Origin of the sequence: Pseudomonas syringae (assembly GCF_000737245.1) — a bacterium.
Lineage (GTDB): Bacteria > Pseudomonadota > Gammaproteobacteria > Pseudomonadales > Pseudomonadaceae > Aquipseudomonas > Aquipseudomonas syringae_J.
The window spans coordinates 75,467-95,504 of the sequence record NZ_JPQU01000018.1 but is presented as its reverse complement, the minus strand read 5'-3'; the positions used below and the strand labels follow the sequence as shown (position 1 = coordinate 95,504).

Below are 20,038 nucleotides of genomic sequence, written 5' to 3'. Positions count from 1 at the left end.
CTACATTCATAGCGCCGAAATTAACTCAAATCGACTCGGTAGAGCTAGGGGCTCTTAAGGCATGTAGCGCAACCGCGCTAAACCACAGCGAAGGTGCCCTGTGCCTTGGCGACGAGTTTCTCGCCTTGCAGCACTTCGGCTTCGACCACCAATGTGCGGCGCCCGGCATGCAGCACCTTGGCGATGCACAGCACCTCGCCCTCGGACACCGATCGCATGTAGTTGATCTTGCATTCGATGGTCACGCTGCGCTGGTCGAAGCCATGGGAGCTGGAACAGGCCAGCCCCATGGCGATGTCGACGAGGCTGAAAATCGCCCCGCCATGCATCACGTTGCCCCGATTGCGCAGGTGATCCTCCAATGACAAGGCCACTTCAGCGACGCCCACATCGAGACGCCGCAACTGGCAGCCAATGGCCCGGAAATACGGGCTCTCGGTAAAGCCTGCTGGCACTTCCATCAGCGTTTCTTCAGTTGCTTGGCGTTGGCGAACAGCGAAGCCATCGCGTTGTTGGCCGGGGCTGCGGCAACGGTTTCCTTGCGTGGCGCGCTGCTTTGCTGCTGGCGTGGCGCCGCGCCAGGACGGGCACCGCGAGCACCATCGACCTTCTCGCCCGGGGTGTCACTCATGCGCATCGACAGGCCAACGCGTTTACGCGGGATGTCGACTTCCATGACCTTGACCTTGACGACGTCGCCAGCCTTCACCGCTTCACGCGGGTCTTTGATGAATTTCTCGGACAGCGCGGAGATATGCACCAGGCCATCCTGATGCACACCGATGTCGACAAACGCACCGAAGTTGGTGACGTTGGTCACAACGCCTTCGAGAATCATGCCCGGTTGCAGGTCCTTGAGGTCTTCGACCCCGTCCTGGAACTCGGCAGTCTTGAATTCCGGGCGCGGGTCACGGCCTGGTTTTTCAAGTTCTTGCAGGATGTCGGTCACGGTCGGCAGGCCGAAGGTTTCATCGGTGTACTTCTTCGGATCCAGACGCTTGAGGAAGCTGGCGTCGCCGATCAGCGAACGAATGTCGCGGTCGGTTTCCGACGCAATACGCTTCACCAGTGGATAGGCTTCCGGGTGGACTGCCGAGGAGTCCAGAGGGTTATCGCCGTTCATCACTCGCAGGAAGCCAGCGGCCTGTTCAAAGGTTTTTTCCCCCAGACGCGGGACCTTCTTCAAGGCCGCACGGGACTTGAACGCGCCGTTTTCATCGCGGTGCGCGACGATGTTCTGCGCCAGCGTAGTGTTCAGACCGGAAATGCGCGCCAGCAAGGCCACGGAAGCTGTGTTCACATCCACGCCCACGGCGTTCACACAGTCTTCGACCACTGCGTCCAGGCCTCGGGCCAGTTTCAGTTGCGATACGTCGTGCTGGTACTGGCCGACACCGATGGATTTCGGATCGATCTTCACCAGCTCAGCGAGTGGATCCTGCAGACGGCGGGCGATGGATACCGCGCCACGGATCGACACGTCCAGGTCTGGGAATTCTTTGGCGGCCAGTTCCGACGCGGAGTAAACCGACGCGCCAGCTTCAGAGACCATAACTTTGGTCATTTTCAGACCTGGGTATTTTTTGATCAGGTCGGCGGCCAGCTTGTCAGTCTCGCGGCTTGCTGTACCGTTGCCGATAGCGATCAGATCAACCGCATGTTTGGCGCACAGCGCAGCCAGTACAGCGATGGTCTGATCCCACTGGTTTTTCGGTACGTGCGGGTAAACCGTGGCGTAGTCCAGCAGCTTGCCGGTGGAATCGACCACGGCAACCTTGCAGCCGGTGCGCAGGCCCGGGTCGAGACCCAAGGTGGCGCGTGGGCCGGCAGGGGCAGCCAGCAGCAGGTCATGCAGGTTGTGGGCGAAAACGTTGATCGCTTCGGTTTCCGCGCCATCGCGCAGCTCACCCAGCAGGTCTGTTTCCAGGTGGCTGTAGAGCTTGACCTTCCAGGTCCAGCGCACCACTTCGGCGAGCCATTTATCGGCCGGGCGGTTCTGATTTTGCAGGCCGAAACGCTCGGCGATCATCATTTCGCACGGATGCATAGTGCCCGGGAGTTCTTCTCCGACCTTCAGGGCAGAGCTGAGAAAGCCTTCGTTGCGGCCACGGAAAATCGCCAGGGCGCGGTGCGAGGGCATGCTTTTCAGCGGTTCGTCGTGTTCAAAGTAATCGCGGAATTTGGAGCCTTCTTCTTCCTTGCCGGGCACCACGCGGGCACTGAGCACGGCTTCGTGCTTGAGGAAGCTGCGCAGCTTGTCCAACAGAGTGGCGTCTTCGGCGAAACGCTCCATGAGGATGTACTTGGCGCCTTCCAGCGCGGCCTTGACGTCGGCGACGCCTTTTTCAGCGTCCACGAAACGAGCGGCTTCGCTTTCCGGACTCAGCGTCGGGTCATTGAACAGGCCGTCGGCCAATTCACCCAAGCCTGCTTCCAGGGCGATCTGGCCCTTGGTGCGGCGTTTTTGCTTGTACGGCAGGTACAAATCTTCGAGGCGGGTTTTGGTGTCTGCGAGCTTGATGTCGCGCGCCAGTTCAGGGGTCAGCTTGCCTTGCTCTTCAATACTGGCAAGGATGCTGACGCGACGGTCGTCGAGCTCACGCAAGTAACGCAGGCGCTCTTCAAGATGACGCAATTGTGTGTCATCGAGGCTGCCGGTCACTTCTTTGCGATAACGAGAAATGAAGGGAACGGTCGAACCTTCATCCAGTAGAGCGACGGCCGCGGCCACCTGTTGCGGGCGTACACCGAGCTCTTCGGCGATGCGGCTGTTGATACTTTCCATGAGACCACCTGGATTTGTGAGCAAAAAAATCACGTGCTAGCGAACTGCCACGCTCAGGCGTTGCCTGACTTCGAGGGCGGCGCATTATACCCAGCGAAGTCCGATTAGGGGGCTAACCCCGGAAAACCGCCCGAAACCACAGCCTTGTATGGCGGCTCCGGTAAAATCTGCTAACAATGCACACGGTGCGCATCACAGCAGCTACGCCATAATGCGACCCGAGATCAAAGGAGCATCTGAATGAGTAGCACTGCACAAACTGCGGAAGGCGAAAAAATCCTCATCGTTGATGACGATCCAGGCTTGAGCAGCCTGTTGGAACGTTTTTTCAGCAGCAAGGGCTATCGCGCCCGTGCTGTGGCCAACGTCGAGCAAATGGATCGCTTGCTGGCCCGCGAAGTTTTCAATCTCGTGGTTCTGGATTTGATGCTGCCTGGAGAAGACGGGCTTTCTGCCTGCCGTCGTTTGCGTGCAGCGAACAATCAGGTACCCATCATCATGCTGACCGCCAAAGGCGATGAGCTGAGCCGAATCAAAGGCCTCGAACTGGGCGCTGACGATTACCTTGCCAAGCCGTTCAACCCGGACGAGCTGATGGCGCGGGTCAAAGCCGTATTGCGTCGTCAAGCGGCTCCCGTGCCAGGCGCACCGGGCAGCGAAGACGAATCGGTAAGCTTTGGCGATTACGAGTTGTCCCTGGCGACCCGTGAGCTCAAGCGCGGCGATGAAGTGCACATGCTGACCACCGGCGAATTTGCGGTGCTCAAGGCGCTGGTCATGCATGCCCGTGAGCCGTTAACCCGCGACAAGCTGATGAATCTGGCCCGTGGCCGTGAATGGGATGCGCTGGAGCGCTCCATCGACGTGCAGATTTCCCGTCTGCGTCGCCTGATCGAGCCGGATCCTTCCAAACCGCGTTACATTCAGACGGTCTGGGGTGTTGGTTATGTATTCGTTCCGGACGGTGCCGGTACTCGATAATCGAGCACTTTTAGGAGCACAAGCCGCAGTGATGACCTGTCACGTCGATAGCCCTGAACCGGGCTATCGACGTTTTGGTTTTCGCGATTCCTGCTGCGGTTTGTCATTAGCGATTCGCAAACCCCGCGAGCCTGGCTCGCTCCTGCAAAGTGTATAGCTGCTGTTATGAAAACCCCGCTCTGGTTCCCACAAAGCTTTTTCTCTCGCACGCTCTGGCTGGTGCTCATCGTCGTGCTGTTTTCCAAGGCGCTGACGCTGGTCTACCTGCTGATGAACGAGGACGTGTTGGTCGACCGCCAATACAGCCACGGCGTTGCCTTGACGTTGCGCGCCTATTGGGCAGCCAATGAAAACGATCGCGAAGCCATTGCCGACGCGGCGGGCCTGATACGCGTAGTGGGCGGTGGCGTGCCGGAAGGCGAGCAGCACTGGCCATACAGCGAAATCTATCAACGTCAGATGCAGGCCGAACTGGGTGCCGACACTGAAGTTCGTCTGCGCGTGCATGCACCACCTGCCTTATGGGTGCGTGCGCCGAGTCTGGGCGATGGCTGGCTGAAGGTGCCGCTGTATCCGCACCCGCTGCGTGGTCAGAAGATCTGGAGCGTGCTGGGCTGGTTCCTTGCCATCGGTTTGTTATCCACCGCCTCAGCGTGGATCTTCGTCAGGCAACTCAATCAACCCCTTAAGCGTCTGGTGTTTGCCGCCAGGCAACTGGGCCAGGGCCGCAGCGTTCGTTTGCCAGTCAGTGATACGCCCAGCGAAATGACTGAGGTCTATCGTGCCTTTAACCAGATGGCCGAAGACGTCGAACAAGCAGGGCAAGAGCGGGAACTGATGCTGGCCGGGGTTTCCCATGACCTGCGCACACCACTGACCCGCCTGCGTTTGTCTCTGGAGTTGATGAAGGGCGAAAACGAACTCACCGAAGGCATGGTCCGCGACATTGAGGACATGGACGCGATCCTTGATCAGTTCCTGGCGTTCATTCGTGACGGGCGTGACGAAGAGATCGAGGAAGTCGACCTCAGCGAGTTGGTGCGTGATGTAGTCGCGCCCTTCAACAACCCCGAGAACCCTGAAGAACAGATCCGTCTTTGCCTGGAACCTATTCCGCCATTCCCGCTGCGCAAGGTTTCGATGAAGCGTCTGCTCACCAACCTGATTGGCAATGCCATGCACCATGCGGGCAATGGCATTGAGGTGGCGGCTTATGTATCAGGCGACACCAGCGCGCCTTATGTCGTCCTCAGCGTGCTGGACCGTGGTACCGGCATTGATCCGTCGGAGTTAGAGGTGATCTTCAACCCGTTCATCCGTGGTGACCGCGCACGCAGCGGCAAGGGCACCGGGTTGGGGTTGGCCATCGTCAAACGCATCGCGGCGATGCATGGCGGCAACGTTGAACTGAGGAATCGTTCAGGCGGCGGGCTGGAAGCGCGAGTGCGCTTGCCGCTGGGGTTGATGTTGCCGAGAGGGGCGGTTTAGAAGCCCACAACTATTGGATTGGAATGCTGCTTTCTGTGGGAGCGGTGCTTGCCCGCGATAAGGCTGGACGCGGTTCACTTTAGATCGCGTCTGGCCTTATCGCGGGCAAGCACCGCTCCCACAGGGTATGGTTCAGCCTTTGCCCTTGGTCCGCGTCATATGCGGACCACTGTTTTTCTCCAGGTACTCGATGATCATCCCGGCCACGTCCTTGCTGGTGGTGACTTCGATGCCTTCCAGACCCGGTGACGAGTTGACTTCCATCACCAGCGGGCCGTGGTTGGAACGCAGAATGTCGACACCGGCGACGCTCAGGCCCATGACCTTGGCGGCGCGGATAGCGGTCATGCGTTCTTCGGGTGTGATTTTGATCAGACTGGCGCTGCCGCCACGATGCAGGTTGGAGCGGAATTCGCCAGGCTTGGCCTGACGCTTCATTGAGGCAATGACTTTGTCACCGACCACGAAGCATCGGATATCCGCGCCGCCAGCTTCCTTGATGTACTCCTGAACCATGATGTCCTGCTTGAGGCCCATGAATGCCTCGATCACCGATTCAGCGGCGGTCGCTGTTTCACACAGCACTACGCCAATCCCTTGAGTCCCTTCGAGCACCTTGATTACCAGCGGCGCACCGTTGACCATCTGGATCAAGTCCGGAATGTCATCCGGCGAGTGAGCAAAACCGGTGACCGGCAAGCCGATGCCGCGACGCGAGAGCAGTTGCAGTGAGCGCAGCTTGTCCCGGGAGCGGGCGATGGCCACCGATTCATTGAGCGGAAACACACCCATCATTTCAAATTGACGCAGTACTGCGCAGCCGTAGAACGTCACCGAGGCGCCGATACGCGGGATCACCGCATCGAAACCTTCCAGCGGTTTTCCCCGATAGTGGATCTGCGGCTTGTGGCTGGCGATGTTCATATAGGCGCGCAGGGTGTCGATCACCACCATCTCATGGCCACGTTCAATACCAGCTTCGACCAGACGACGGGTTGAATACAGACGCGGGTTACGCGAAAGCACAGCGATCTTCATGCAGCACCTGTGGCAGAGGTAGTCGAGACCGGGAAAACCGGTTTGTCCTGAACATAAGTAATGCCCGGATTGACGACCAGTTGGCCGTCGATCAAAGCGTTGGAGCCGAGCAGCAGGCGATAGCGCATTGCTTTGCGGCAGGCCAGCGTGAATTCCACCGGCCAGACGCGATCACCCAAAGCCAGGGTGGTGCGAATGACATAGCGGACCTGCGCATGACCATTGGAGCTTTTGATGGTTTTCATGGCGACCAGCAGCGCTTCACAGCGACGATGACGCAACTGAACCACCGTACCCAGATGGGCGTTGAATCGAACCCATTTTTGGCCGTCGCGCTCGAAAGGCTCGATCTCCGTCGCGTGCAGGCTTGACGTGCTCGCGCCGGTATCGATTTTCGCCCGCAGGCCTGCTACCCCCAAATCGGGCAGCGCCACCCACTCGCGCAGGCCGATGACTGTCAGATGATCAAATGTCTTCAAAGGTATTCCGTACTTCTCACGCTAGCTGCAAAGACCCAGGTTGAAGCTGGGCCAACGCTTTGAATGCAGGTTTGGCGAACCAGAAGCCTTGCATCAGAAAAATCCCGCAGTCGGCGAGAAAGTCTCGTTCTTCGGCACATTCGATGCCTTCGGCGATGACTGTAACCCCCAACTCCGCACACATTGTGACAACCCCCCGAACGATAGCCTGACGCGGGCGATCTCGGTGGATATCTCTGATTAATTGCATGTCGAGTTTTATCAGGTCCGGCTGAAAGTCGGCGAGCAGGGTGAGGCCCGAATAGCCGGCGCCGAAATCATCGATGGCGGTCATGAATCCGAATTGGCGGTATTCACGCAGAATATTCGTCAAATGGCGATTGTTATCGACGTGCTCGCTTTCGATCGTTTCGAAAATCAGCCGGTCCAGCGGAAAGTTGTGCTCACGGGCCGCTTCCAGCGTGCTGCGGATACACAGCTCCGGGCGGTACACCGCGTTGGGCAGGAAGTTGATCGACAGGCGCTCTTGCATGTGCAGCGCGGCGGCACCCTGAATGGCGTGGGTGCGGCACAGCTGGTCAAAGCGGTAGCGGTTCTTGTCCGTAACCTGGTTCAGCACTGAAAATGCACCTTCGCCATTGATGCCGCGCACCAGCGCCTCATGGGCGAAAACCGAGCTGTCGCGCAAATCGACGATGGGTTGGTATGCGAAGGCGAACGAAAAATCCAGGTCAGGGCTGTTTCGGCAGCCATCGCAGCCGACGTTGGGTGAGGTCAATGACGGCGGAAATTCGGTCATATCGCACTCCATGAGTAAAGGTTTAAAGATGGTAAAGGTGGCTGATCGTCGTATTCGCGTACTGCCTGCAACTGATGACGTAGTAAAGTCTGACTATCACCCCATAGAGGAATTCACATGGCGCAAAAGTCAGACGATGACGACAAAGTTCGTTTGGACAAATGGCTCTGGGCAGCGCGCTTTTACAAAACGCGGGCGCTGGCGAAAACAGCCATTGAAAGCGGCAAGGTTCATTGTCGTGGTGAGCGTTGCAAACCTGGCAAAGAGCCCAGAATCGGCGATCAGTTTCAGATTCGTGCCGGATTCGACGAGCGTACGGTAGTAGTAGAAGCTCTGTCTATCGTCCGTCGCAGCGCTCCCGAAGCGCAGGCCCTTTACAGTGAAACTCCTGAAAGCATTGCCAAACGTGAGAATGAAGCCGCGCAACGCAAAGCGGGTAATCTGGGCGTGACTACCGACGGCAAACCGACCAAGAAACAGCGTCGGCAATTGTTTGATTTTCGCGGTGCGGTGCGCGAGACGTGAGGCCAGTTGAACCCTGTAGCCCGGGCAGGCCTCGGACCTGTGGGAGCGAATTCATTCGCGAAGACAAGGTTATTGCCGATTAAGATTCTTCGGGTGTACCGGCCTCATCGCGAATGAATTCGCTCCCACAGGGTTGGAGATCTTCTGTAGCTGCATTACCTCGGTTCGCTTGGAACGCTGCGCAATAGCCCATAAAATGCGCGCCATTACCTGCCATTCATTCAGATACCTTCTCCTATGCCTGATATCGACTACACACAGCGCTTCATTTTCGACGAAAGCGACGTTCGCGGTGAGCTGGTCGCACTGGAGCGCAGCTACGCCGAAGTATTGGCCAAACACCCGTACCCCGAGCCGGTGGCGCAACTGCTCGGCGAGCTGTTGGCTGCTGCGGCGTTGTTGGTCGGCACCCTGAAGTTCGACGGCCTGTTGATTCTTCAGGCGCGTTCCAGCGGTGCAGTACCGTTGTTGATGGTCGAGTGCTCCAGCGATCGTGAATTGCGCGGCATTGCCCGTTACGACGAATCGCTGGTTACTCCAGGAGCAGGTCTGCAGGACCTGATGCCCGACGGCTCGCTGACCCTGACGGTCGACCCGCGCAAGGGCAAGCGCTATCAAGGCATCGTCGCCCTGGATGGCGCGGATCTGTCCGAAAGCCTCAACAGCTACTTCGTGATGTCTGAACAGCTCGGCACCCAGTTCTGGCTTAACGCCGACGGGCATCGCGCCCGTGGTCTCTTGTTGCAGCAATTGCCCGCCGCGCAGCAAACCGATGGCGAGGCACGTGAAGCCACCTGGGAGCACGTCACCACTTTGGCGAGCACCCTGACCGCCGAGGAGTTGCTGAGTCTGGACAACCAGACTGTGCTTCATAGGCTGTTCCACGAAGATCAAGTCAGGATGTTTGACATACAGCCGCTATGCTTCCGCTGCAGCTGCTCTCGGGAACGTTCCGCCAATGCGCTGGTCAGCCTAGGGCTGGAAGATGCGCAGCAGTTGGTGATCGAACACAACGGTACGGTCGAAATCGACTGTCAGTTCTGCAACCAACGCTATCTTTTCGATGCCACTGATATCGCGCAGCTGTTCGCTGGCGGCGGTGTCGATTCGCCATCTGATACACGTCATTAATTACGCGCGGATTTAGCCTCACTGCACGCTGTGGGCAGTGGTGGGGCTGTTCTGACAGGAGGGTCCTACCATTTCTGGGCTTTTCTGGCATAATCCGGCCCACTTTTCCGCTGTAGTAGTGGTTGTTTTTTTACTACAAAACCGTTTGGAGCACTCGGCCACTGGCCGACGGGGACCCTCATGACGCAAACCAACAACGCTGTGTACACCGATCTGAGCATCGACGACCTGGTCAAGCAAGCCCTTGCCCGCGGCGAAGGCGAACTTTCCGACACTGGCGCACTGGTTGTGAGAACAGGCCATCGTACTGGCCGTTCTCCGGTTGATCGTTTCATCGTAGAAGAGCCAACCACTCAGGACGCTATCGCCTGGGGCCCGATCAACCGCAAGTTCCCGGCTGACAAATTCGATGCCCTGTGGGATCGCGTTGAAGCTTTCAACAATGCTCAAGAGCATTTCGTTTCCCACGTACATGTAGGCGCGGCTGAAGAGCACTACCTGGCCGTGAAGATGACCACCCAGACTGCCTGGCAGAACATGTTTGGTCGTTGCCTGTTCATCAACCCGGCTCAGTACAACCCGGCCGGTCGCCAGGAATGGCAGGTTCTCAACGTTGCCAATTTCGAATGCGTACCTGAGCGTGACGGCACCAACTCCGATGGTTGCGTGATCCTCAACTTCGCTCAGAAGAAAGTGCTGATCGCTGGCATGCGTTACGCCGGTGAAATGAAGAAAGCGATGTTCTCGGTGCAGAATTTCCTGCTGCCAGCTTCCGATGTATTGCCAATGCACTGCGCTGCCAACATCGGCGAAGAAGGCGACGTGACCCTGTTCTTCGGTCTGTCCGGTACCGGCAAAACCACCCTGTCGGCTGATGAGAGCCGTTACCTGATCGGCGACGACGAGCACGGCTGGGGCGAAGGTGTTGTGTTCAACATCGAAGGCGGTTGCTATGCCAAGTGCATCGACCTGTCCGAGAAGAACGAGCCGGTTATCTGGAAAGCCATCAAGCATGGCGCCGTTCTGGAAAACGTTGTTCTGGACGACACCAAAAAAGCCGACTACGCCGATGGCAGTCTGACACAGAACAGCCGCGCCGCTTACCCTCTGGAGCACGTTGAAAAGCGTTCCGAGAAAAACCTCGGCGGCGAGCCAAACGCTGTGATCTTCCTGACCTGCGACCTGACCGGCGTACTGCCGCCCGTGTCGATCCTCAGCGAAGAGCAAGCGGCTTACCACTTCCTGTCGGGCTACACCGCACTGGTGGGCTCCACTGAAATGGGCTCGGGCAGCGGCATCAAGTCGACCTTCTCCACTTGCTTCGGCGCACCGTTCTTCCCGCGTCCGGCTGGCGAATACGCAGAGCTGCTGATCAAGCGCATCCGCGGTTTCGGCTCCAAGGTCTATCTGGTCAACACCGGCTGGACTGGCGGCGGCTACGGCGTTGGCAAACGCTTCAACATTCCGACCACTCGTGGCGTGATTGCAGCGATCCAGAGCGGCGCACTGATCGGCGCAGCCACCGAACACCTGGACACCATCAACCTCGACGTGCCACTGGCCGTACCGGGCGTTGAAACCGGCCTGCTCAACCCGCGCAACACCTGGGCTGACAAAGCTGCCTACGACGAAGCGGCTAAAGCACTGGCTAGCCTGTTCGTCGAGAACTTCAAGAAGTTTGAAGTAAGCGACGCGATCAAGGCAGCGGGTCCGCAGTTGTAATACGGACTGGCTGAACAAAAAACCGCCCTCAGGGGCGGTTTTTTTTGCTTGAAAATCCGGCGGCTCCAAACCTGTAGAGATTCTATGGTTGCCCACGACATCGCGCCAATATTGAGACTCTGAGCTGCGGGAGCGGTGCTTGCCCGCGATGCAGGCGCCCCCGTTCATCAGCTATACCGCGTTATTGTTCTTCGCGAGCAAGCTCGCTCCCACAGACGATACCAACCTGTGGGAGCTCGCTTCCAAGAGCGAGGGGAGCCTATTTTCTTGCTGAAATAACGCTTGAGTCCAGATGAGCCTGATCTGCTACTCAGTGAATATCTTTGTACGCGTCATTGCCCTTTTGCAGGGATGCCGCCAAGCCCACTGGCGGGCTGAATTGTGGTCCCTCCAGCGCTGAGAAATGCACGCTTCTATCGCCATGGCTAACTTTGCGTTGACTGTTTTTATGCTCGGTCAGATTGGTGTAGGAGTTTTTCCACATCGCTCTGAAAGTGTCCTCGTGCATAACAACGCTTTGATGCAGGCTGCTGATTTGGGCAGGGCTGAGGTTGAGCTTTTTGTTCAATGAGCTGCCCCAGCGAGTCAGGCAGACTTCCGCAAAGTGTCTGACCAGTTTTCCAGCCTCCGTCAGCGAGCCGCCTCTAGCGGCACCGTTAAATGAAGCATTTCCTACCAGCGTCGCGTGACGACCAGCCATGGGGTAAATGCTGACCCGGGTAGCGGAATCTGTCCTTGGAATCACGCATGAAAAGCCCGTGGATCGTTCATCCCGAGCATAGAACGCCACGTATTCCTTAACGTTTTTTCCCAAGTGGACCTTTTCAAGCTGGAAGTTACCCAGGCCTGGAACCGGGTCTACGGCAAAAATATTGACCGGGATCTGACGCAGCGCCGGGTCGCCAGCCATGGCGTTGGCCAGCATATGGCAACTGATGCCGCCTCGACTCCAGCCAACCATGTTGACCTTGCTGGGAATCAGCCCGCCTTTGCGGAAGATCTTGATGATTTTTTCTTGCAGCTCTTGAGGCGTGACCTTTCTGTCGCCGTAATCATAATGACGCCATAGCCAAGAACTAGGTTCATCGCTGGCGTTGGGGATGGGCACCCCCGCAGCCTTCAAGCGCTTGTAATCAGTCTCGGTCAGTTTTGTCCGCTTCCAGTCGGTTTTGCCTTTAATAATGTTGACCGCGTGCTGCACATTCTCATACCAGCCTTTGCCAAACAGGGTCCCTGTCCAGTTGTAGAATTTTGGCTGGGTGAAAAGCTCATCGGCTTGTAGATTGCCACTGCCTGGGCCATCCATCGCGATCCAGTCGGCAAACTCTCGGCCCGCCATATTTTGGGCTAAGGTCGAAATCAGCTCCCCGTCATAGTAGTTGGGGTGCAAGATGTCGAATTTGGTAGAGCCGGTCCCGCAAAAAAAGATAGTGAATACACTCATCGTCAAACCTCCATGTTTAGTGAGTGGGAGGCAGAGTAGATGAGTGTGGTGGGCCGTGCGGCCGAGGTTTTGTTACCTGTTGTTTGCAGCGCTGCACCACCCCCGTGGGAGCGAGCTTGCTCGCGAAGGCGGTTTATATGCTTTGAAAGTGCAATGGATGTAATGGCCTCTTCGCAAGCTCGCTCCCACAGGCAGTATCACCCTGCCTCAAACGTCCGATTTGCCTCGCAGTAACGATCCCGCGTCTGTTGGCTTTGTTCGTCGCGGTCTCTGGCGGCGCGTTTGGTCCAGTCCAGGCAGCTTTCCTTGAAGAAGATGACGGCGGCGCGGCGACATTCGCGGTTTTCGGCGGTGCCTTTGCTGAAGTTCATGCACACACTGTTGTTATCGATATGGTTGTTGAACATTCGAAAGTCGGCGTGATATCGGTTGCGGCTATCGACGGCGCGGAAGCTGACGCTGACGGTGGTGACGGCTTTCCCTGGGCGTTCGCTTTGGGTGCGGGCGGTGTCTGATTTGAAGTCGGCCATATAGTTGGCAGACACCATGCCTTTGGCCGGCTCGCGCTCAACTGGCCGAGGAACCTGGCCAAAGCGGCAGTTCAGAACATTTTCGTCGATGACGTTGCCGTTTTTCATGCATTCATCGAGCGGTTGCACCTTGGCCGCTGCTTCATGTCTTGCAGCCGGCGCAGCATCGGGCTTGGTGGGCGCAACGGGCTCGGGTGCGGGGAGAGTTTCTACAGGCGCCTGGACAGGTTCGACAACGACCGGTACAGGGCGCGCGGTGTGCGTCGATGGCACAGGCATCGCCGATTTGTTGCGCAAGCTCACAGCGTAGGCGCCCACACCGACAAGCAGTAAGGCGACGAGGATCCATGCGCATGAATTGGACTTGGGCTTTTTTATGACTTTGCGCTTGCTCGGGTGAGAGCCCAGGACAATGTCGACTTTACCCGGCGTCAGGCGCTGGATGTGAGTTAACCCATCGTCCTTTTGATGGTTATCGGATTCCATTCCCGTTCCTTTGCCTCCTTAAGGGCATATGAGATGTCGCAAAGGTTAAACCGTCCAAATAGCACTTTGCTAGTAATGGTTGCCTGTATCCTAGATTCATTTTTGTAATGGTTTGGTTGTTTTCTGATCAGACCGGCCACGCTAAGGTTTTTGCATCTTGGTGCGGTCAATGGAGTGACAGTGTATGCATGAGCGTCTGGCGCAGGTTTTCGGGTATTCGCAGTTTCGACCGGGGCAGGAGGCAGCGATCAGTGCTGTGCTGGCTGGGCGCTCTGCAGCGGCAATTTTCCCCACCGGTTCTGGTAAGTCCCTGTGCTATCAACTCCCAGCCCTGATGCTGCCGCACCTGACATTGGTGGTCTCACCGCTGCTGGCATTGATTCAGGACCAGTTGGCGTTTTTGCAGCGGCATGGCATTTCGGCAGCCAGCATCGATTCGGCACAGAGCCGCGATGACGTCGCGCAAGTCATGGCTCGGGCGCGTTCCGGTGAGCTGAAGATTCTGATGATCTCGGTGGAGCGCTTGAAAAATGAGCGCTTCCGGCACTTCATTTCCCAGGTGCCGATTTCTTTGCTGGTGGTTGACGAGGCCCACTGTATTTCCGAGTGGGGGCACAACTTTCGGCCAGACTATCTGAAGCTGCCGGACTACCAGCGTGAATTCAATATTCCTCAAGCGCTGCTGCTGACCGCCACGGCCACGCCGCAGGTAATCGCCGATATGGAGGCCAAGTTCTCCATTGAGCCTCAGGACGTGATTACCACAGGGTTCTACCGTGCCAACCTGAATCTGTGGGTCGAGCCGGTTGCTGGGCGTGACAAGCGTCGGCGCTTGGTGGAGTGGCTCGGTGCCAAAGCGGGCCAGCCAACCATCGTCTACGTCACGCTGCAGAAAACCGCCGAATACGTCGCCGCCCATCTGGAGCAGAACGGCATGGCTGCCAGTGCCTATCACGCCGGTCTGCCTCATGAAAAACGCGAGGCGATCCAGCGCCGGTTTATGGGCGGTGAGCTCAATTGCATCGTAGCCACCATCGCTTTCGGCATGGGCATCGATAAGAGCGACATTCGCAATGTGGTGCATTTCGACCTGCCCAAGTCCATTGAAAACTATAGCCAGGAAATCGGCCGAGCTGGCCGCAATGGCGCGCCTTCCGATTGCTTGGTCCTGGCTAATCGCGACAGCCTCAACGTGCTGGAGAATTTCGTTTATGGCGATACACCGGAGCTGATCGGCATTCGTCATGTGCTTGAAGAGCTGCTGGATGCCGGAGCGCATGGTCAGTGGGAGTTTCTGCTCGGGCCACTGGCAGACCAGACCAATATTCGCCAGTTACCGCTCAAGACATTGTTGGTGCAGTTGGAGCTTCGCGGCATTATCGCGCCACGATACGCCTATTTTGCAGAGTATCGCTTCAAGTTCTTGCTTGAGCCGGATGCGTTGGTGCAGCGTTTCGAAGGCGAGCGTCGTCAGTTTGTCGAGGCGCTGGTGCAAACCTCCACCCGCGCCAGGACCTGGGCGACGGTGGATTTCGATGCCATGTATCAGCAATATCAGGCTGATCGCGGCCGGGTGGTGAAAGCGCTGGATTACTTTCAGGAGAAGGGCTGGATCGAGCTCGAAAGTAAGCAAATGACAGAGGTTTACAGCCTGCTGGTCAATGATTTTGACGCCCAGGCGCTGAGTGTCGAGTTACACGAATACTTCAGCGAGCACGAGACCACTGAAGTACAGCGGATTCACGCGATGCTCGACTTGTTCGCCAGTGAGCAATGCCTGAGCTATCGGCTGGCGGATTACTTTGGCGATCGCCAGGCACCGCAACGCTGTGGTCATTGCTCGGTATGCCACGGGCACGTCGCGTATTTGCCGGAACCGCCACAGCTGGCGCCGCTGGAGGCCCAGAGCTTCGAGCAACTGTGCGGCGAGTTCATTCGCAAGCATGAGGGTTACAAAGATCACACGCCGAGCGCTGAATGCCTGACGCGTTTTCTGTGCGGTATCAGTGTGCCGTTGTTTACCAAGCTCAAGGCGCGAGGGATACCGGGTTTTGCTCAGCTGGAGGATTATCCCTATGCGGCGGTGAGGGATTGGGTGCGGGCTAACAGCATAATTTCATAGGCTCCCACATAGAAACCCACTCTTTTCGGAAGACTCATGACCAACACCACCCTACAACGAACTGACTATCGCCACTTCCAATCGATCACCACGCGGTGGCACGACAACGATATCTACGGCCATGTGAATAACGTGACTTACTACAGCTTTTTTGACAGCGCAGTTAACACCTACCTGATCGAGCGCGGTGGGCTGGATATCCACGACGGTGCGGTGGTGGGTTTTGTGGTCAGTTCTTCGTGCGATTACTTTGCATCGATTGCCTACCCGGATCTCATCGAAGTGGGGGTGCGCGTGGCAAAGCTGGGCAACAGTTCTGTGCAGTACGAGCTGGCAGTGTTCAAGGCTGGGGAGAACGAAGCCTGTGCGGCGGGGCGCTTCGTGCATGTGTTCGTGGATCGCGCCTCTAATCAGCCGGTTTCTATCCCTGAAGGGCTGCGGGCGGCCTTGCAGGTTTTAGTGATGTGAAAACAATACTGGCCGCTTAAGGGCGGCCAGTATTGGTGTACAGCAAAATTAACGGTGACGGTAATCGCGATGTTTTTTGTGATGGCCGTGTGCATGTCCGCGTGGGCCACGGTCATGGCCACGATAGCGACGGTCGTTACGCTCATCGGCGCGGCTTTCGTTGCCCATATAGTTGCCCAACGCGCCACCTGCACCACCGCCAGCTGCTGCGCCCACCAGGCTGCCTGTATTGCCGCCTACGCTGCGGCCAATCACATTACCGCCTGCAGCACCCAGACCACCGCCGATAGCGGCTTCTGTGCGGTTACGACGGTCAGCGCCAACTGCGGCACCACCTGCACCACCCAGGCCAGCACCAATGGCTGCGCCTGTGCTGCCGCCTACTTGTTGGCCGACAACGGAACCGAGTACCCCACCCAATGCACCGCCCACACCAGACTCTAGCGTACCGCCTGCACAGGCGAGACCACTGGTCAGGGTGAGTGACAACAACAGAATCGAGGAATACTTCATGGAATGAACCTCAGAGGGATGACGGGCCGATCCTGAGGTTATGAAGACGATGTGGCAACGCAAATCCGACGAGTAACACGACTGATACACAAATACCTAAGTTACTGTTTTTGCTAAGGAACTTAAGTGGCTTTTGAGGGTCTGAGGTTACTTGATCAAGGCCCGTTTCTCACGAAACGGGCCTTTTTTGTGGGTGTGGAAAACCTGCTGAATTCTACCTTGTGGGAGCGAATTCATTCGCGAAGAGGCCGGTACATTCAACGCATCTTCATCGGCCTCAACATCGCCTTCGCGAATGAATTCGCTCCCACAAGATCAGTGTCTATCCGTTGGAGTGGCGCTAACCCCAATCAAACAATCCGGGCCGACTCTGCCGCGCGCTCAAGCTTGATCGCCACGAACTTCGAGGTCGGGGTGCTGCTGCCGTCGCCGACGCTTTCCAGCGGCACCAGTGGATTGACTTCCGGGTAGTAGGCGGCAGCCTGGCCCGCCGGGATGTCGAAGGCCAGCAGTGTGAAGTTCTTCACGCGGCGCACGTGGTCGTCGCTCCAGATCGAGACGATGTCGACTTTCTGACCGGGCTGGAAGCCCAGGCGGATGATGTCGGCTTCGTTGACGAACAGCACGTCACGCTGACCTTTAACCCCGCGATAACGATCGTCGAGGCCATAGATCGTGGTGTTGTACTGATCGTGAGAGCGCATGGATTGCATGATCAGGTCCGGCAATTGTCCGGTTGAGCGCACGCTGCTATGCACCAGATCCAGGGGCAGCAGATTGGGTTTGAAGTTGGCGCGCTCGGTTGGAGTGTTCCAGCGACGGGCGCCTGCCGCGTTGCCCAGATAGAAACCACCTGGATGTTCCAGACGCTGATTGAAGTCCTTGAAGCCAGGAATGGTGTCGGCGATCAGCTCGCGGATGCGGCTGTAATCTTCCACCAGCCACAACCAGTCGACTGGCTGCTTGCCCAGAGTTGCATCGGCAATGCCAGCGAGGATGGCAGGCTCCGAGCGCATGTGACGCGACGACGGCTGCAACTGGCCGTTGGACGCGTGGACCATGCTGAACGAGTCTTCCACGGTGACGGCTTGTGGGCCGTTGGCCTGGATATCGATGTCGGTACGGCCGAAGCACGGAAGAATCAGCGCTTCTTTACCGTGGCTCAAATGGCTGCGGTTAAGCTTGGTGCTGATCTGTACGGTCAGGTCGCAATTGCTCAGTGCCGCAACGGTACGGGCGCTGTCCGGTGTGGCCTGGGCAAAGTTGCCGCCCAGAGCGATGAAGACTTTGGCGCGACCTTCGGCCATGGCGTGAATGGCTTCCACCACGTTGTGGCCGTTTTCACGGGGCACCTTGAACTGGAAGCGACGCTCCAGCGCATCAAGGAAAAACGCCGGTGGGCGTTCGTTGATGCCCATGGTCCGGTCACCTTGCACGTTGCTATGGCCGCGAACCGGGCACAAGCCTGCGCCTGGGCGGCCGATGTTGCCGCGCAGCAGCATCAGGTTGGCGATTTCCTGAATGGTTGCCACCGAATGGCGGTGCTGGGTAATGCCCATCGCCCAGCACATGATGACGTTCTTGCCCTTGGCATACATGCGAGCGGACTGCTCGATCTCTGCCAGCGTCAGACCAGACTGTTCGACGATCTTGTCCCATGGGGTGTCGTCAATGGTCGCCAGGTAATCGAGCACACCCTGAGTGTGTTCGTTGAGGAACGCGTGATCGAACACTGACGGGGCATTGGCTGCCTGAGCATCGCGCTCCCATTGCAGCAGGAACTTGGCCATACCGCGCAGTAGCGCCATGTCGCCGCCCAATGCCGGGCGGAAGTAAGCGGTGTTGGTCGGACTGTCACCGTTAGTGAGCATCTCGATTGGGTGCTGCGGGTTCTGAAAGCGCTCAAGGCCGCGCTCTTTGAGCGGGTTCACGCACACCACCTGAGCACCACGCTTTACCGCCTCGCGCAGGGGTTCAAGCATGCGTGGGTGGTTGGTGCCGGGGTTCTGGCCCCAGACGAAAATGGCGTCCGCGTGTTCGAAGTCGTCGAAGGTGACGGTGCCTTTACCCACACCAACGCTTTGTGACAAGGCAACACCGCTGGCCTCGTGGCACATGTTGGAGCAATCAGGGAAGTTGTTGGTCCCATAGGCGCGCACGAACAGCTGATACAGGTATGCCGCTTCGTTGCTCGCCCGGCCCGAGGTATAGAACTCGGCCATGTTCGGGTTCGGCAGCGCTTTGAGGTGTTTGGCGATCAGGAAGAAAGCGTCTTCCCAGCTGATCGGCTTGTAGCGGTCAGTTTCTGCATCGTAGACCATCGGTTCGGTCAACCGGCCCTGATACTCCAGCCAGTAGTCGCTCTGCTCACGCAGGGCGCTGACGCTGTGGCGGGCGAAGAACGACGGATCGACACGACGCTTGGTGGCTTCCCAGTTAACCGCCTTGGCGCCGTTTTCGCAGAACTTGACCATACCGCTTTCCGGCGAGTCACCCCAGGCGCAACCGGGGCAGTCGAAGCCGCCGTTCTGGTTGGTCTTGAGCATCATGCGCAAGTTTTTCAGCGCGTTGTCGCTGGTTAGCCAGGCATGTGTCACGCTGATCAGTGCGCCCCAGCCACCCGCCGCGCCCTTGTAAGGCTTGTAACGCGGGGTCGGTTTGGTATCGGCTTCTTTATGCATGCTCATGCTTGATTCTCCAACGCGGGACTGTAAACCCGCGGCGCACTGTGTTGCGGCAGGTGAATTAGATTCAGGTTATGACGACGTGCCCATTGCAGCGCCAGCCCGGTGGGCGAAGACAGACTGACCAGCGTCTGAATGCCTGCGCGCAGCACTTTCTGGATCAACTCCAGGCTGCATCGGCTGGTGACGATGGCCAGGCCGCCCGTCATGGAAATGTTCTGGCGCACCAGAGCGCCGATCAGTTTGTCGAGCGCGTTGTGTCGACCGATGTCTTCGCGGCCCAGTAGCAACTGGCCCTGGTTATTCATGAAAACCGCAGCGTGCACGGCACCACAGTGGCGACCCAGCGGCTGAAATTCGCCGATGCGCTGGCGCAGGCCCTCAAGCCATTCAATGGGCGGTAAAGGCGCGCCTTGCAGTACGTTCAGTTCAGGCAATGCCTGTTCAACCGCTTCCACGCCACACAGTCCGCAGCCGCTTGTGCCAGTCATATGGCGACGTTGCTGCTTGAGGTCCCAGAAAGCGCGACTGGCTATTTCGACCTCGGCCTGTTGCGCAGAGCCGCAACCGCTTAGCTTGATGTCATAGATTTCGTCAGGCGAAGCGATGATGCCGCTGCCAAGGCTAAAGCCGACGACAAAGTCTTCAAGATTGCTGGGCGTGACCAGCATGACAGCCTGGCTGATGCCGTTATAGGCGATCGCCAATGCAACCTCTTCGGCAAGATCTGCCGGTGCCGACTCATCGGCAGCAAGGTTTGAGTAGCTATAAGTCTGGCTGGCTGCAGGCGCTGGCGACTGTTCGGCGGGCGCCGTACTGACCGTGCGCTTGGCGTGCATGGGG

Annotated in this window: 17 protein-coding genes; 7 read left to right on the top strand and 10 right to left on the bottom strand. The window is 57.8% G+C overall.

Annotated elements, in window-relative coordinates:
* Positions 1-77: 77 nt before the first annotated feature.
* Positions 78-461 carry a PaaI family thioesterase gene (locus IV01_RS0124610; RefSeq protein WP_050507290.1) on the bottom strand — a complete coding sequence of 128 codons (384 nt, stop codon included), beginning with the start codon at positions 459-461 and terminating at the stop codon, positions 78-80.
* Entirely contained in the window at positions 461-2,785 is a 2,325-nt protein-coding gene (locus tag IV01_RS20840) for a Tex family protein (protein WP_032626242.1), read from the bottom strand. Before IV01_RS20840 ends, IV01_RS0124610 begins: the two co-directional genes overlap by 1 nt.
* A 240-nt stretch (positions 2,786-3,025) precedes the next feature.
* Between IV01_RS20840 and ompR the strand changes: the two genes are divergently transcribed.
* A complete protein-coding gene (gene ompR, locus IV01_RS20845; RefSeq protein WP_032626240.1) occupies positions 3,026-3,766 on the top strand; it encodes a two-component system response regulator OmpR in 741 nt (246 codons plus the stop codon).
* A 165-nt stretch (positions 3,767-3,931) separates the two neighbouring features.
* Entirely contained in the window at positions 3,932-5,254 is a 1,323-nt protein-coding gene (locus IV01_RS20850; RefSeq protein ID WP_032626239.1) for an ATP-binding protein, read from the top strand.
* Between the two features lie 132 nt (positions 5,255-5,386).
* On the opposite strand, the gene rimK is transcribed toward IV01_RS20850, so the two are convergent.
* Genes rimK through IV01_RS20865 form a run of 3 tightly spaced genes read right to left on the bottom strand, consistent with a single transcriptional unit; the run spans position 5,387 to position 7,570 of the window.
* Positions 5,387-6,292: a 30S ribosomal protein S6--L-glutamate ligase gene (gene rimK / locus IV01_RS20855; RefSeq protein WP_020293260.1), complete on the bottom strand. Its 906-nt coding sequence runs from the start codon at positions 6,290-6,292 to the stop codon at positions 5,387-5,389.
* Positions 6,289-6,738 (bottom strand): ATP-dependent zinc protease, encoded by a 450-nt coding sequence (locus IV01_RS20860; RefSeq protein WP_176470003.1) that lies wholly within the window; start codon positions 6,736-6,738, stop codon positions 6,289-6,291. Before IV01_RS20860 ends, rimK begins: the two co-directional genes overlap by 4 nt.
* A gap of 49 nt (positions 6,739-6,787) precedes the next feature.
* Complete coding sequence (locus IV01_RS20865; RefSeq protein ID WP_032626236.1) at positions 6,788-7,570, bottom strand: EAL domain-containing protein; 783 nt, start codon at positions 7,568-7,570, stop codon at positions 6,788-6,790.
* 117 nt (positions 7,571-7,687) lie between these two features.
* Here IV01_RS20865 and IV01_RS20870 point away from each other — a divergent pair, with 117 nt between their 5' ends.
* The 3 genes from IV01_RS20870 to IV01_RS20880 all read left to right on the top strand — a co-directional run bounded on the left by IV01_RS20870 (position 7,688) and on the right by IV01_RS20880 (position 10,948).
* Positions 7,688-8,095, top strand: coding sequence for an RNA-binding S4 domain-containing protein (locus tag IV01_RS20870; RefSeq protein ID WP_032626235.1), 408 nt, complete (start codon positions 7,688-7,690; stop codon positions 8,093-8,095).
* 237 nt (positions 8,096-8,332) lie between these two features.
* Positions 8,333-9,226, top strand: a complete 894-nt coding sequence (hslO, locus tag IV01_RS20875; RefSeq protein WP_032626234.1) for an Hsp33 family molecular chaperone HslO — start codon at positions 8,333-8,335, stop codon at positions 9,224-9,226.
* Positions 9,227-9,406: 180 nt separating this feature from the next.
* Positions 9,407-10,948: a phosphoenolpyruvate carboxykinase gene (locus tag IV01_RS20880; RefSeq protein ID WP_032626233.1), complete on the top strand. Its 1,542-nt coding sequence runs from the start codon at positions 9,407-9,409 to the stop codon at positions 10,946-10,948.
* A gap of 310 nt (positions 10,949-11,258) precedes the next feature.
* On the opposite strand, the gene IV01_RS20885 is transcribed toward IV01_RS20880, so the two are convergent.
* Together IV01_RS20885 and IV01_RS20890 are read right to left on the bottom strand one after the other, a co-directional pair.
* Complete coding sequence (locus IV01_RS20885; RefSeq protein ID WP_032626232.1) at positions 11,259-12,392, bottom strand: hypothetical protein; 1,134 nt, start codon at positions 12,390-12,392, stop codon at positions 11,259-11,261.
* 197 nt (positions 12,393-12,589) lie between these two features.
* Entirely contained in the window at positions 12,590-13,408 is an 819-nt protein-coding gene (locus IV01_RS20890; RefSeq protein ID WP_032626231.1) for a hypothetical protein, read from the bottom strand.
* Positions 13,409-13,592: 184 nt separating this feature from the next.
* On the opposite strand from IV01_RS20890, the gene IV01_RS20895 reads away from it, so the two are divergent.
* Together IV01_RS20895 and IV01_RS20900 are read left to right on the top strand one after the other, a co-directional pair.
* Complete coding sequence (locus IV01_RS20895; protein WP_032626229.1) at positions 13,593-15,530, top strand: RecQ family ATP-dependent DNA helicase; 1,938 nt, start codon at positions 13,593-13,595, stop codon at positions 15,528-15,530.
* A 36-nt stretch (positions 15,531-15,566) separates the two neighbouring features.
* The gene (locus tag IV01_RS20900) at positions 15,567-15,998 is read left to right on the top strand and encodes an acyl-CoA thioesterase (RefSeq protein WP_032626228.1); all 432 of its coding nucleotides are present in this window, start codon (positions 15,567-15,569) and stop codon (positions 15,996-15,998) included.
* Positions 15,999-16,046: 48 nt separating this feature from the next.
* On the opposite strand, the gene IV01_RS20905 is transcribed toward IV01_RS20900, so the two are convergent.
* The 3 genes from IV01_RS20905 to fdhD form a co-directional block, all read right to left on the bottom strand.
* A complete protein-coding gene (locus IV01_RS20905) occupies positions 16,047-16,511 on the bottom strand; it encodes a glycine zipper domain-containing protein (protein ID WP_032626226.1) in 465 nt (154 codons plus the stop codon).
* 350 nt (positions 16,512-16,861) lie between these two features.
* Positions 16,862-19,198 (bottom strand): FdhF/YdeP family oxidoreductase, encoded by a 2,337-nt coding sequence (locus tag IV01_RS20910; RefSeq protein WP_032626225.1) that lies wholly within the window; start codon positions 19,196-19,198, stop codon positions 16,862-16,864.
* A complete protein-coding gene (gene fdhD / locus IV01_RS20915) occupies positions 19,195-20,034 on the bottom strand; it encodes a formate dehydrogenase accessory sulfurtransferase FdhD (protein ID WP_032626224.1) in 840 nt (279 codons plus the stop codon). The genes IV01_RS20910 and fdhD overlap by 4 nt, the downstream gene beginning before the upstream one ends.
* Positions 20,035-20,038: the final 4 nt, after the last annotated feature.